Source organism: Rhizobium sp. 1399, from assembly GCF_031455475.1.
Classification (GTDB): Bacteria; Pseudomonadota; Alphaproteobacteria; order Rhizobiales; family Rhizobiaceae; genus Rhizobium.
The window spans coordinates 12,225-25,481 of the sequence record NZ_JAVDSU010000001.1; the positions used below are offsets into that span (position 1 = coordinate 12,225).

The following is a 13,257-nucleotide window of genomic DNA, read 5'->3' on the forward strand; positions in this document are numbered from 1 at the left end:
TTTCGCCATGGAAAAGAAAATGACCGTCCGGGCCGCAGCCGCGCAGATCGCGCCGGATCTGACCTCGCGCGAAAAGACGCTGGCGCGCGTGCTGGAGACAATTGCCGAAGCCGCTACCAAGGGTGCCGAGATCATCGTCTTTCCGGAGACCTTCGTTCCCTGGTACCCCTATTTCTCATTCGTGCTGCCGCCGGTTCTATCGGGCCGCGAGCATCTGCGCCTTTATGAAGAAGCAGTCACCGTTCCGAGTGCGGCCACCGATGCGGTTGCGGCGGCTGCCCGCGAACACGGCATCGTCGTGGCACTCGGCGTCAACGAGCGCGATCACGGCTCACTCTATAATACCCAGCTTCTCTTCGATGCGGATGGCAGGCTCATCCTCAAGCGCCGCAAGATCACGCCGACCTACCATGAGCGGATGATCTGGGGCCAGGGCGATGCCTCCGGCCTCACGGTCGTCGATAGCAGCATCGGGCGGCTCGGAGCGCTCGCCTGCTGGGAGCATTACAATCCGCTTGCCCGCTACGCGCTGATGGCCCAGCACGAGGAAATCCACATCGCCCAGTTTCCGGGCTCGATGGTCGGGCCGATCTTTGCCGAGCAGATGGAGGTGACGATCCGCCACCACGCGCTTGAAAGCGGCTGCTTCGTCGTCAACGCCACGGGATGGCTGACCGAGGAGCAGATCAATTCCATTACCCCCGATCAAGGCCTGCAGAAGGCACTGCGCGGCGGCTGCATGACGGCGATCATTTCGCCCGAGGGCAAGCACCTGGCGCCACCGATCACCGAGGGCGAAGGCATCCTGATCGCCGATCTCGACATGAGCCTGATCACCAAGCGCAAGCGGATGATGGATTCGGTCGGCCACTACGCCCGCCCGGAACTGCTGCATCTCGTCATGGACGGCCGCGCCACCCAACCGATGGTCGGCTCCGCACATTCCTTCCAAACAGACACAGGGAGCAACACCGATGGACAATACGACGTTTCTGCCGACCGAGACTCTGATCAACGAGTTGCAGTCCTTCGGAGCCAGGCTCGTTGATCCCAAGGCCGGCCACGAGAGCCGCCGCGGCGGCGCCGGCCCATCCGATCACAAGGCGCTGACGATCGACGGCATGACCGTGATGGTACCGGTGCACACTGCACCCGCCTTCGAGAGCCCCTATCTGGTCGATAAACCCGATGAGGCCGGCAAGAGCCGCATCAGCCGCGATGGGCGCGTGCTCGGCGAAGTGTCCTTCCCGCTGCGCCCGCGTTTCTACGAGCGCAGCACGGCCGATGGCATTCCCTATTCGCAGATCGCCGTGCTGCATGGCCGTGACGTGCTGGCGACCACGGTGCTGCAGACCTGCATCCGCTATCAAAGCCGCACCAAGACCTGTCAGTTCTGCGCCATTGGCCAGTCGCTGGCGGCGGGCCGCACCGTTGCCCACAAGACGCCGGAACAGCTCGCGGAAGTCGCCAAGGCCGCCGTCGAGCTCGATGGCGTCAAGCATATGGTGATGACGACGGGAACGCCGAAGGGGCCGGATCGCGGCGCTTCGATCCTTGCCGACAGCGCCCGCGCCATCAAGGCGGCCGTCGACCTGCCGATCCAGGCGCAGTGCGAGCCGCCGGAAGACGACATCTGGTTTTCGATCATGAAGGAAGCCGGCGTCGATGCGCTCGGCATGCATCTCGAAGTCGTGACACCGGAGCTGCGTGAGCGCATCATGCCCGGCAAGGCGCAGGTCCCGATTTCAAAATACATGGCCTCGTTCAAGGCCGCCGTCGAAGTGTTCGGGCGCGGCCAGGTCTCGACCTACATTCTCGCCGGCCTCGGTGATACGCGCGAGGCGATCCTCGATATCTGCGAAAAGCTTGTTGCTATCGGCGTCTATCCCTTCGTCGTGCCCTTCGTGCCGATTTCGGGAACGCCGCTCGAAAGCCATCCGGCGCCGAAGCCTGATTTCATGCATTCGATCCTCGGCCCGCTCTCCAAGATGCTGGTCGATAGCGGGTTGAAGGCCGTCGACATCAAGGCCGGCTGCGGCAAATGCGGCGCCTGCTCTGCCCTTTCCTCCTATGAAAGGATGCTGACCAAATGATGCTGGAGCCCTTCTCACCCTATCGCGCCAGCGAATTCCAGGTGAAGTTTTCCACCTCGGAGTGGGAACGGCAGGAAGCGCATGCGCTGCGCCGCGCCGTCTTCTGCGAGGAGCAGAAGATCTTCGAGAGCGATGACCGCGATGTGATCGACGATCACGCCATTCCGATCGTGGCGCTGTCGATGATGGGCGTTGCCGCCGACAGGCTGGTCGGCACGGTGCGCATCCATCAGGAAGAGCCCGGCCTCTGGTGGGGCTCGCGGCTCGCCGTGCACGAGGATTTCCGCAAGATCGGCGCGCTTGGCGCAACGCTGATCCGGCTTGCGGTCTCCTCGGCCAATGCGATGGGCTGCCACACGTTTCTTGCCAATGTGCAGGTGCAGAACGGGCTGCTCTTCCGCCGTCTGCATTGGGATGTGATCGAGGAATTCGAGGTCTACGGCAAGCCGCATCTCAGGATGAAGGCGGACCTTGCCTGGTACCCGCCCTGCCCGACGCCGGAAACCGGGCTGGTGGCACTCGCCAGGAAGGCGGCGTGATGGGCGACAGGATCGATCTCACGGTGCTGGCAGCCAAGCTTTCCGCCTCCTCCGGCATCGCTGCCAAGGCGGATATCGGCACGGTTGCCGCGAGCCTTGGCCTTGCCGGTCAGCAGATACCGGTGGGCGACGATTGTGCAGCGCTGCCCGATGGCGACGGATACCTGCTCTTTGCCATCGAGGGCTTCATCAACGAGTTCGTCGCCGCCGATCCCTGGTTTGCCGGCTGGTGCGGGGTGATGGTCAATATTTCCGATGTCGCTGCCATGGGTGGCCGGCCGGTCGCCGTCGTCGATGCCGTCTGGGCGAATGGCGAGGCGGGGGCCGCACCGGTGCTCGAGGGCATGCGGGCGGCAGCCAGGACGTTTGGTGTGCCGATCGTTGGCGGCCATACGAATATCCGCACCGATCGCGGCCAGCTTTCAGTCGCCATTCTCGGCAGGGCGAAGAAGCTGCTGACGAGCTTCGATGCGAAGGTGGGCGATGTGCTGATCGCGGCGATCGATCATCGCGGCCGTTATCGCGAACCCTTCAACAATTGGGAAGCGGCAACCGATGCGCCGCCGGCGCGGCTGCGCGGCGATCTGGAGATCCTGCCCAACATTGCCGAAGCCGGATTGGCCTTGGCCGCCAAGGATATCAGCCAGGGCGGAATTATCGGCACGGCAATCATGCTGGCGGAATGTTCCGGGGTCGGCATCGATATCGATATCTCGGCAATCCCGCTGCCGGATGGCGTGGCGCTCGAGCGCTGGCTCGCGACGTTCCCAAGCTTCGGTTACCTGATCTCCACCACGCCCGAAAAGGCCGATGAGGTGATCCTGCGTTTTGCCGCCCGGAATATCAGCGCGGCCGTGATCGCCAATGTCAAAGCTGGCAGCGAAGTGGCGATATCTGATGGCACCGATCGTGTCGTGATCCACGATTATGGTGAGACACCGCTGCTGCAGCTCGGCCGGCAGGAGGATGCTGCATGAGCCGGGCGCTGCGCATCGCCATGCTTTCCCACTCCACGAACCCGCGCGGCGGCGTGGTGCATGCCATGCAGCTTTCCGAAGCACTGGCCGATCTTGGCCATGAGGTCGTGCTGCATGCGCCAGATGCCAAGAGGACAGGTTTCTTCCGCACGCCGGCCTGTGGCGCGATGTGCATTCCTGTCGGGCCTGCGCATGATGGCATGACCGCGATGGTCGAGCAGCGGATTGCCGATTATGTCAGGCATTTCGAAAGCGCAGGGGCCTGCAACTTCGATATTTTCCACGCCCACGACGGCATTTCCGGCAATGCACTGGCAACCTTGAAGGAGCGCGGGATGATCCCCGCTTTCGTCCGCACCGTCCATCATATCGACCAGTTCGCCGATATCAGGCTGATGGAGCTGCAGGATCGATCCATCGACCGGGCCGACCTGTTCTTTACCGTCAGTTCGATGTGGCGCAAGACGCTCAAGGAAACACGCGGCATCAGCTCTACCGTCGTCGGCAATGGCGTCGACACCAAGCGCTTCTGTCCCACCACCGACGGCACTGCGCTGCGCAGCAAACTCGCCTTGCCGGATGGCCCTGTTTTCCTCGCTGTCGGTGGCATCGAGGCGCGGAAGAATACGATCGCCATGCTGGAAGGCTTCGGCCAAGTGAGCGCCATCCGCCCGGATGCGCAATTCGTGATCGCCGGCGGTGCCTCACTGCTCGATCATCGCGGCTATCAGGGCGAGTTCCGCGCCGTGCTTGGCTCGCTCGGCGAACATGCGGCTGCAGTCCACATCCTCGGCGCGGTTGCGGACGAGGACATGCCGGCGCTTTACCGGCTTGCCGATACGCTCGTCTTCGCCTCGGTCAAGGAAGGTTTCGGCCTCGTGGTGCTGGAGGCGATGGCGAGCGGTGTGCCCGTCGTCGTCTCCTCGATCGCGCCCTTTACCGAATATCTCGGCCCTGAAGACGTCGTCTGGTGCGATCCGCACAATGCCGCCTCGATCGCCGAGGCCATGGCGATTTCCCTCATGCCACCGGTGCGCGCCGGACTTATCCCGCACGGGCTGAAGCTTGCCGCCCATCACAGCTGGCAGCGTACGGCTGCCGCGCATCTCCAAGCCTACGAGACATTGAAGGAGCCTGCCCATGCCTGAAATGCGTTTCGTCATCGGATGGCCGGATGGCCGCGAGGAGACCTGTTATTCGCCCTCGCTCGTCATCCGGGATTTCTTCGAGGAAGGCCAGACCTATCCGATCCGCGATTTTCTCGACCGCAGCCGCAAGGCGCTGACCATCGCCAGCGACCGGGTGGAGGCGAAATACGGCTATCCGTGTTCGCTCGCCCGCGGCCAGCTCGCCCGCATCGAGGAGGCGGGCTCCCTCTTTCTTGCCGACGTCGACGCTCGCGTGCGCTGCGAAAGCTTCATTCTCTGAAAGGAACCCGACCCATGACCTTTTCCCTCAAGCCGCATTACAGCGCCGTCGTCATCGGCGGCGGTCAGGCCGGGCTTTCGGCCAGCCACTATCTCAAGGAGCACGGCATCGACCATGTCGTCTTCGAGAAGAAGACCGTGGCGCATAAATGGAAGAACGAGCGCTGGGACGCCTTCTGCCTGGTGACGCCGAATTGGCAGTGCCAGCTGCCCGACCACCCCTATGACGGCGACGATCCGCATGGTTTCATGGTGAAGGACGAGATCCTCGCCTATGTCGATCGCTTCGTGAAAAAGGTGAATGCGCCCGTGCTGGAAGGCACGACGGTCACCTCGCTGGAAAAGGCTGGCGATCTCTTCAGGCTCTCGACTTCGGCGGGATCACTTACCGCCGACAGCGTCATTATCGCCACCAGCCTCTACAGCGCGCCGGCGATCCCACGCTCCGCCGAGCGCCTGCCGGATGATATCCTGCAGATCCACACCGCTGACTATCGCAATCCCGGCCAGCTGCCGGAGGGCGCCGTCGTCGTCGTCGGCTCCGGCCAGTCCGGTTGCCAGATCGCCGAAGACCTGCATCTTGCCGGCCGCAAGGTGCATATGGTCACCGGCAATGCACCACGCTGCGCCCGTTTCTATCGCGGCCGCGATGTGGTCGACTGGCTCGCCGATGTCGGCCAATACGACATCACGGTCGAACATGACGGCATGACCAAGAAGAAGCACGACACCAACCACTATCTGACTGGCCGCGACGGCGGGCGCGATATCGATCTGCGCAAATTCGCGCTGGAGGGCATGTCGCTTTATGGGCGCATGGAGGGTGTTTCGAGTGGGCGGATGCTGTTCGAGCCGAATCTGAAGGCCAATCTCGACAATGCCGACCGCGTCTACAACGGCATCAACGCGCTGATCGACCGGCATATTGCCGAGAAGGGCATCGATGCGCCGCCGGCCAGCCTCTACACGCCGCTCTGGGAGCCGGAAAGCGAGCCGGCGGAACTCGATCTCAGGGCGGAGGGTGTCACTTCGGTGATCTGGGCGACCGGCTTTTCGCCCGACTGGTCCTATGTCGGCCTGCCGATCTTCGACGGCACCGGCTATCCTGTGCAGCGGCGCGGCGTGACCGGCATCGACGGCGTCTATGTTCTCGGCCTGCCCTGGCTCTGGACCTGGGGTTCCGGCCGGTTCCTGGCCGTCGGCAAAGATGCCGAGCATGTGGTGAACCACCTCGCCGGCAATCTTGAGGTCACCCATCAGGTCCTGAAACAGGCGGCCAGCGCTTGAACATGAATGTCGCGATCCTCGATTTTCATCCACCCGAGCCGTCAGCGCGCGAGCTGATGGAGCAGGCGCTCGCGCCGCATATGCTCATCGGCATGCCGCACCTGACGCCGTCAGGCCTCTCGGAGACATGGGTGATGAAAGAGCTCGGGCATCGCCACTGGCTGATGCTCGCCCGCCATCTCGGCATGGAGAATGCCGATTTCCGCGCGCCCGATGGCGGCGAGGCCTATGCGGCAATCTGCGCGACGTTGCTGGAGCATGCAGACTTCGGCGCGGTTCGCGCCAATGACGTGCTGACGATACGCTCGACGCTGTCGCCCATCTCGCGCACCCAGGTTTCGACCCGCCACCGGCTTTTCGTACGTGGCAACCTGATCGGCGAGGTGGAGCTTATTTCCACTTTCGTCTGCCGCATGCGGGAGGGCGACAACTATTCGATCGCCCGCGTTCCCCTGCCCGGCCTGACGACGGCTGTGGAGGACAATGCGCTGGCAAGGACGGCAGCATTGCTGCGCGCCGGCACGCTGGAGGCGCATTTCGGCCTGCCTGCCAACCCGGCCAAGGCACTGCGCGGCTTTCGCTTCGAGCCGGATGCGTCGCAGGAGTTCAATGGCGCCGGGCTGTTCTACTTCGCCGAATTCCAGGCGCTGGCCGATCGCGCCTTCGGGCGGTGGTTTCCGGAGTTTTCGCTGGTGTCACGGCGGGAGATATTCTTTTCCGGCAATATCCGGGCGGGCGAAGCCGTGCGGGTGGAATTGATGGGGCTTTCTCCCGATCGGCGGCAAGCCCTCTGCCGGCTGCGGCGGGAAGAGGATGGCAAGGTGATCGGCAAAGCCTTCATGGAGTGGCAGGATCAGGCTGACTAGATCCCTCAATCGAACTCATCGTTGTTGATTTTGGCGATCCAGTCGGCATCCAGGTTCAGCAGAGCCTCTGCGATGTCGATATGTCCCTTCGCGACGGCTTGCGCCGCCGCCACTGCAAGAAGCATCGAGCGGTCCCAAGCGTCGTTTCGATGCAGGCTGACATTTTCGACGAGTTGCTCGAGAGCACGATGATAGTCATCGACACAGACTTCCGGAATCTCTGGTCCTCGTCCTGTCTGGCGCGCTATCTCAACGGCAGCCGGTAGCGCAAAAAATGAGAAGTCAATCGGCCCATCCGCTTCGCTGGCGATGTGCGCGATATGAGGAAGGGCAGCATAAGAAGCGGTATAGACATCGCCCTGATGGCACAGCCTGGACCAAAGGCTGAACCATGGCTCATCCTGGTAATCCGCCTTCGGCCCCGTGGATGAAGCCAATGCTTGCAGAAGATTCGGGACGTCGGCAGCCTCACCGTAAGCGTGCCGCAATTCTTTCCAACGAGGATCACTAAGGGATAACATAGGACTATCGTATCTCCCGCCACTGCTACGTCAATCTGCTGCCGCCCACGCAAACCCACTCAACCGCATGAATTCACAGTCTAATTTCCATCAGTTTTTTCCGCCTGCCTGAGCGCATCCCGAAGCACCTCAAACACCCTGTTGTCCAGTGTCTGGGAGACGTTGAAGCGCATGAAGCCGGTGGCCGATTGCGACAGGCTGAAGGCGTTGCCCGGGGCGAGCACGACGTTCTGGACGAGCGCGGCACGCGCCACCGCAGCCGCATCCAGACCATCCGGCAGGTGGCACCAGAGGAACATGCCGGCTTGCGGCTGCAGCCAGGGGCGAATGCCCAGTGATTTCAGCCGGGTCGTCACCTCGAACATCGCCTTGGAGAGCCGGCTGCGCAAGCCTTCGGCATGTTTGCGATAGCTGCCGTCGCTGAGCACGCTCAGCACCAGCTCGGCATTCAGCCGAGCGCCACCGAAAGAGGTGGCGATCTTGAGGTCGATCAGGCCCTCGATCCATTCCGGCCGCGCCGCGATGAAGCCGCAGCGTGCGGCGGCCGAAAGTGTCTTGGAGAAGCTGCCAATATGGATGACGCGATCGAGGCCGTCGAAGGCGGCAAGGCGGGGCGCCGGCGTCAGTTCGAAATCGGCGAAGATATCGTCCTCGATGATGGTGAGGCCATGTTGTTCGGCGAGCTTCAGCAATCGGTGCGCCGTGACCGGCGAGAGCGTGGCGCCGGTCGGATTGTGGATTGCGGAGTTGGTGATGTAGAGGCGCGGCCGGTGCTCGGTGAGGGCTGCGGCAAAGAGCTCGATATCTGGGCCTGAAGGCGTGTAGGGAACGCTGACGACCTTGGCGCGGTGGGCTCTCAGCAGCGCATGAAAATTGAAATAGCAGGGATCGTCGACCAGCACCGTATCGCCGGACTCGATGAGAAAACGGCAGAGGAAATCGATTGCCTGTGTGCCGGATTCGGTGAGCATGATCTTATCGGGCGCGGCCTCGATGCCGCGCTCGGCCATGCGCCTGGAAATCAGTTGGCGCAACGGCTTGAGGCCGAGGGGCGAGCCGTAGTCGGAGAGGCTTGCGGCGTCCGCACGCGACAGGGATCGCAGCGTCCGGCGAATGGCCTCCTCGGGAAGCCATGCGGGCGGCAGCCAGCCGCAGCCGGGCTTCAGATCGCTTTCCTGCGCCTCCAGCGATTGCCGCGATACCCAGAAAGGATCGACGGCGCGATCGAGCTTCGGGCCGATATCGGCCAGCGAGAGTGGCGCGGCCTGGCTCGCGACATAGAAGCCAGAACCGGGGCGCGAGAGGATCGCACCCTCGGCCACCAAGCGCTCATAGGCATCGACCACTGTGGAGGCGGAGACTTTCAAGGTTCCCGAGAGGCTGCGGATCGAAGGCAGCTTGGCTCCGGGCGTGAGGCTGCGGCCGGCAATGCGTTGGCGGATGGTCGCCATGACCATCCCGACCCGGCTAATTGCCTGAACTTGCTCGTCCATCCGTACTGCTTCTCCAACCATAACAGTTTCAGCCAACTGTATCGAACTGTGGCTGGCAGTACCAGTGCGAACGGCGGATAAGCATGGGGCAAACAAAGGAGTGCCCACATGGATCGCACAGCGACCGGATGGATCAATGGTTTTATCGGCGTGCTCATCTTCAGTGGATCGTTGCCGGCCACCCGCGTGGCCGTCATGCAGCTCGATCCCGTTTTCCTGACGGTGGCGCGAGCGGCGATTGCCGGCATCCTGGCGCTCTGCCTGCTGATCGTCTTTCGGGAAAAGCGGCCTTCGCGGCAGGATCTCATTTCGCTTGTCGTCATCGCGCTTGGCGTCGTCGTCGGCTTTCCGCTGCTGACGGCGCTGGCGCTGCAGCATGTGACCTCGGCGCATTCCATCGTCTTCATCGGCCTGCTGCCGCTGGCGACCGCGATCTTCGGCGTCATCAGGGGCGGCGAAAGGCCGAAGCCGGCCTTCTGGCTCTTCTCGCTGCTCGGCAGCGCATTGGTAGGGGGCTTTGCGCTGGCGCAGGGGCTGACCGCCTCGCCTGTTGGCGATGCGCTGATGCTGGCCGCAGTCATCGTCTGCGGGCTTGGCTATGCCGAGGGCGCTCGGCTTTCGCGCCGGCTCGGCGGCTCGCAGGTGATCTCCTGGGCGCTGGTGGTGTCGTTGCCGGTCATGATCGTCGCCGCCATCCTCTACAGGCCGCCGAGCTTTGCCGAGATCCAGACGCCGGCCATGCTGGGCCTTGCCTATGTCTCACTCTTCAGCATGCTGATCGGCTTCATCTTCTGGTATCGCGGCCTTGCGCAGGGCGGCATCGCCGCCGTTGGCCAGCTGCAACTTCTGCAGCCCTTCTTTGGCCTTGCGCTTGCCGCGACACTGCTGCGCGAGACGGTAAGCTGGTCCATGCTTGCGGTGACCGTCGCTGTCATTCTCTGCGTGGCCGGGGCACGGAAGTTTGCGAAATAGGTCGAAAATTGACAGCTCTGGTATCCTGTAATAATCAAAGTTACATGATGCGAGATCACGATTCCCCGGGCCTGCCCACACCTCATAAGACGGCATCTGCCTTTACCGGCGATGCCGTTAAATCCTATCTCGAAGGCCCTCCGCGGCAGGTTCCCGGCTTATCAAGCCTGCACCGGATGGCGACGATGCTGATGGCGGAGCGGACGCCCGACAATGGCCGCGTGCTCGTGCTCGGCGCCGGCGGCGGACTGGAACTCAAAGCCTTTGCCGAGGCGCATGCGGGCTGGACTTTTGATGGCATAGACCCCTCTGCCGACATGCTGCAACTGGCGCGGCAGGTTGCCGGAGAGCACAGCAGTCGCATCGGTTTTCACCAGGGCGGCATCGATATCGCGCCCGAAGGCCCCTTCGATACCGCCGTCTGCCTGCTGACCTTCCATCACATCCCCGTCGAGCAACGACCTGAAATACTTCAGCAAATTCGCCGCCGACTGAAAGCCGGTGCGCCGTTTGTTGTTGCGCATATGAGTTTCCCGCAAGACGAGCCGGGGCGGTCGATGTGGATCGATCGCCATATCGCCTATGGCGCTCCTGACGGAGGAGACCCTTCCCGGCAGGAGAATGCGCGCACGGCCATGCGCGAGAGGCTGCATATCCTCGCTCCGGAAGATGAGGAGGCCATGCTGCGCGCGGCAGGCTTCTCGGATGTCAGCCTGTTCTACGCCGCCTTCAGCTTCAGGGGATGGGTGGCATGCGCATAGGCGCACCTAAACTTTCCAGCTTTGGAAAGTATCTTGCGTGACAATAGCGACCGAGATATAGTTTCCGAAATTGGAAACTATAGGTGCCGTATGACGCTGACCCTTTATCTGCATCCGCTGGCCTCCTTCTGTCACAAGGTGCTGATCGCGCTTTATGAAAACGAGACCGCGTTCGACAGCCGGATCGTCAATTTTGCCGATCCGGACTCGGCTGCGGCCCTGCTCGACAAATGGCCGGTCGGCAAGATTCCGATCCTGCATGACGAGGCAACCGGGCTTACGGTCCCGGAGACGAGCATCATCATCGAATACCTGCAGGCCCATTATCCGGGGCCGGTGCGGCTTCTGCCCGATGATCCGGACGCGCTGCTGCAGGTGCGGCTCTGGGATCGGTTTTACGACCTCTATGTCAGCGTGCCGATGCAGAAGATCGTCACCGACAGAATCCGGCCGGCGGACGCCCATGATCCGCATGGCGTCACTGAAGCGAGAGGGATGCTTGATCAGGCCTACAAGATGATCGAGGCGGATATGCAGGGAAGGCTCTGGGCGACGGGCGATGATTTCACCATGGCCGATTGCGCGGCTCTGCCGGGGCTGTTCTTTGCTTCCATCGTGCATCCTTTCATAGCTGAGCAGCAGGCGCTTTCCTCCTATCTGGAGCGTCTGTTACAACGTGCTTCCGTCAAACGCGTGCTGGCCGAAGCGCAGCCCTATTTCTCGATGTTTCCCTATCGGGAGGCGATGTCAGCGCGTTATCTTGAAGCCGCGACATCTTGAGGTCGGGACATTTTGAGGCATGTGATGGCAGAACTGGCGCCAGCCGAATTCGACCGGATATTTCAGGCGCTCGCCGATCCCTATCGCCGTGGCTTCGTGGAAAAGCTTGCCAGGGGGCCGGCCTCCGTCACGGAACTGGCGGAGCCCGCCGATGTCGGCCTGTCGGCGGTGCTGAAACATCTGCGGATTCTGGAAGAAAGCGGCATCGTCATTTCGGAAAAGGTGGGGCGGGTCCGCACCTATCGCATGCAGCAGCAGGCATTCGGCGCCATCAACCAATGGATCGAGCAGCGTCAAGCTGAAATGCACGCCGCCTTCGATCGCCTCGCCTTGCTGATGGCGGAAACTCCTGAGGAAAAGGATCACTGATGGGTGTCAGCGTCAATCACCGCACCTTCGTCATCAAACGCGACCTGCCCGGCAGCGTGGCGCATTCATTCCGCTTCTGGTCGGACCATGCGCTGAAACGGCGCTGGACCGCCTGCCATCCCGACTGGCAAGTACTGGAGGATCAATTCACCTTCGAGACCGGCGGGAGCGAGCGCATGACATGGCGCATGCCCGACGGGACGGAACAGGCGATGCGCGCCTATTATCTCGAAATCCACCCGCGCGAACGCATCGTCTATGCCTATACGATGCTGACGGCGGGAAAGAGCATCTCTTCCTCGCTGGTCACGGTGGAATTCACCGGACGCGGCGGCATGACGCTGATGACCTTCACCGAACAGGCCGTCTTCGGCGATGCCAAAGACGGCGATATCAGAGAGAGCGGCACCGGCATCGGCTTCGACCGGCTCGTCGAAGAGATGGCGGCTACGCCTGTCTGATCCGGTGCCGATGTGCGGCCTGCTTGGCGCGATTACCGCACATCGCCATGCTGCACCAGCGCCGGCGATGACCACGGGTATGGTCGGCAAACAGCAGGGTGCAGACTGGTCCTTCGCAGGCCTTCACATTGGAAAAATCCTCGGTGCAGACGAAGCGGCCGAGTGCCTCGCCGACCGGTAGCAGCAATGCTTCCGGCGAGCGCCATTTGCGCATGGGCTGGAAGTCGAAGACCGCGCCCTCATCCGTCTGCCGCGCCACGACGCGGCCATAGCCTTCGTCGCGCTCCAGCAGACGGTTCAGCGGTTCGAGCTCGGCCAGGGCGTCGGGCTTCAACTGCCTTCCCTTGTGCTCGCGGACGAAGGTCCGGAACCACTCGCGCAGGTTCCTTGCCTGATCGGCGACGTTGTCGAGTTCGCCCGGCAACGCCTGGGCACGCAGGCTTTCGAGCGTTTCGCGCGGGACGAGGTTTGCCTGCTCGAGCCAGCGCAACAGTCCCTCCCCGTCCTCTATCCAATCAACAGGCGTGTCGATGGGCGTTGCCACCGAATTCAGGAAATCCAGTGCCAGCGCATCACCCAGAAAGAGGGCGGGAGAGTGGTTATCCATGACAAGTCCTATTCCGGCTGCCGACCATAGCTGTAGGGCAGCCTGCTTGAAAACGCGACTCTTATATAACCTGTCAAAAGGCTGTTGACAAGTTACCTTCCTAA

The 13,257-nt window shown here is 62.4% G+C and carries 16 protein-coding genes; 13 read left to right on the forward strand and 3 right to left on the reverse strand.

Going from position 1 to position 13,257, the window contains the following annotated elements:
- The first annotated feature begins 7 nt into the window (after positions 1 to 7).
- Genes J2X71_RS00080 through J2X71_RS00115 form a run of 8 tightly spaced genes read left to right on the forward strand, consistent with a single transcriptional unit; the run spans position 8 to position 7,189 of the window.
- Complete coding sequence (locus J2X71_RS00080; protein WP_007821626.1) at positions 8 to 1,048, forward strand: Nit6803 family nitrilase; 1,041 nt, start codon at positions 8 to 10, stop codon at positions 1,046 to 1,048.
- On the forward strand, positions 975 to 2,093 hold the full coding sequence (locus tag J2X71_RS00085) for an MSMEG_0568 family radical SAM protein (protein WP_310377829.1): 1,119 nt from the start codon (positions 975 to 977) through the stop codon (positions 2,091 to 2,093). Before J2X71_RS00080 ends, J2X71_RS00085 begins: the two co-directional genes overlap by 74 nt.
- Complete coding sequence (locus tag J2X71_RS00090; protein ID WP_113323035.1) at positions 2,090 to 2,632, forward strand: MSMEG_0567/Sll0786 family nitrogen starvation N-acetyltransferase; 543 nt, start codon at positions 2,090 to 2,092, stop codon at positions 2,630 to 2,632. Before J2X71_RS00085 ends, J2X71_RS00090 begins: the two co-directional genes overlap by 4 nt.
- Entirely contained in the window at positions 2,632 to 3,609 is a 978-nt protein-coding gene (locus J2X71_RS00095; RefSeq protein ID WP_310377832.1) for a sll0787 family AIR synthase-like protein, read from the forward strand. Before J2X71_RS00090 ends, J2X71_RS00095 begins: the two co-directional genes overlap by 1 nt.
- Positions 3,606 to 4,757 (forward strand): MSMEG_0565 family glycosyltransferase, encoded by a 1,152-nt coding sequence (locus J2X71_RS00100; protein ID WP_310377834.1) that lies wholly within the window; start codon positions 3,606 to 3,608, stop codon positions 4,755 to 4,757. The genes J2X71_RS00095 and J2X71_RS00100 overlap by 4 nt, the downstream gene beginning before the upstream one ends.
- Entirely contained in the window at positions 4,750 to 5,037 is a 288-nt protein-coding gene (locus tag J2X71_RS00105) for an MSMEG_0570 family nitrogen starvation response protein (protein ID WP_310377836.1), read from the forward strand. Before J2X71_RS00100 ends, J2X71_RS00105 begins: the two co-directional genes overlap by 8 nt.
- Positions 5,038 to 5,051: 14 nt before the next feature.
- On the forward strand, positions 5,052 to 6,323 hold the full coding sequence (locus J2X71_RS00110; RefSeq protein WP_310377837.1) for an MSMEG_0569 family flavin-dependent oxidoreductase: 1,272 nt from the start codon (positions 5,052 to 5,054) through the stop codon (positions 6,321 to 6,323).
- A gap of 2 nt (positions 6,324 to 6,325) precedes the next feature.
- Positions 6,326 to 7,189, forward strand: a complete 864-nt coding sequence (locus J2X71_RS00115; RefSeq protein ID WP_310380007.1) for a Pnap_2097 family protein — start codon at positions 6,326 to 6,328, stop codon at positions 7,187 to 7,189.
- A 5-nt stretch (positions 7,190 to 7,194) separates the two neighbouring features.
- On the opposite strand, the gene J2X71_RS00120 is transcribed toward J2X71_RS00115, so the two are convergent.
- Both J2X71_RS00120 and J2X71_RS00125 read right to left on the reverse strand, forming a co-directional pair.
- Positions 7,195 to 7,710 (reverse strand): hypothetical protein, encoded by a 516-nt coding sequence (locus J2X71_RS00120; protein ID WP_310377839.1) that lies wholly within the window; start codon positions 7,708 to 7,710, stop codon positions 7,195 to 7,197.
- 80 nt (positions 7,711 to 7,790) lie between these two features.
- The gene (locus J2X71_RS00125) at positions 7,791 to 9,224 is read right to left on the reverse strand and encodes a PLP-dependent aminotransferase family protein (RefSeq protein ID WP_310377841.1); all 1,434 of its coding nucleotides are present in this window, start codon (positions 9,222 to 9,224) and stop codon (positions 7,791 to 7,793) included.
- An 87-nt stretch (positions 9,225 to 9,311) separates the two neighbouring features.
- Between J2X71_RS00125 and J2X71_RS00130 the strand changes: the two genes are divergently transcribed.
- The 5 genes from J2X71_RS00130 to J2X71_RS00150 all read left to right on the forward strand — a co-directional run bounded on the left by J2X71_RS00130 (position 9,312) and on the right by J2X71_RS00150 (position 12,546).
- Entirely contained in the window at positions 9,312 to 10,175 is an 864-nt protein-coding gene (locus tag J2X71_RS00130; RefSeq protein ID WP_310377843.1) for a DMT family transporter, read from the forward strand.
- Between the two features lie 44 nt (positions 10,176 to 10,219).
- Positions 10,220 to 10,936 carry a methyltransferase domain-containing protein gene (locus J2X71_RS00135; RefSeq protein WP_310377846.1) on the forward strand — a complete coding sequence of 239 codons (717 nt, stop codon included), beginning with the start codon at positions 10,220 to 10,222 and terminating at the stop codon, positions 10,934 to 10,936.
- 90 nt (positions 10,937 to 11,026) lie between these two features.
- Positions 11,027 to 11,716: a glutathione S-transferase family protein gene (locus J2X71_RS00140; RefSeq protein WP_310377848.1), complete on the forward strand. Its 690-nt coding sequence runs from the start codon at positions 11,027 to 11,029 to the stop codon at positions 11,714 to 11,716.
- A gap of 24 nt (positions 11,717 to 11,740) precedes the next feature.
- Positions 11,741 to 12,085 (forward strand): metalloregulator ArsR/SmtB family transcription factor, encoded by a 345-nt coding sequence (locus J2X71_RS00145; RefSeq protein WP_310377850.1) that lies wholly within the window; start codon positions 11,741 to 11,743, stop codon positions 12,083 to 12,085.
- Positions 12,085 to 12,546, forward strand: a complete 462-nt coding sequence (locus J2X71_RS00150) for an SRPBCC domain-containing protein (protein ID WP_310377852.1) — start codon at positions 12,085 to 12,087, stop codon at positions 12,544 to 12,546. Before J2X71_RS00145 ends, J2X71_RS00150 begins: the two co-directional genes overlap by 1 nt.
- Here the strand turns inward: J2X71_RS00150 and J2X71_RS00155 are convergent.
- On the reverse strand, positions 12,533 to 13,153 hold the full coding sequence (locus tag J2X71_RS00155) for an ABATE domain-containing protein (protein ID WP_310377854.1): 621 nt from the start codon (positions 13,151 to 13,153) through the stop codon (positions 12,533 to 12,535). The genes J2X71_RS00150 and J2X71_RS00155 overlap by 14 nt on opposite strands.
- Between the last annotated feature and the right edge of the window lie 104 nt (positions 13,154 to 13,257).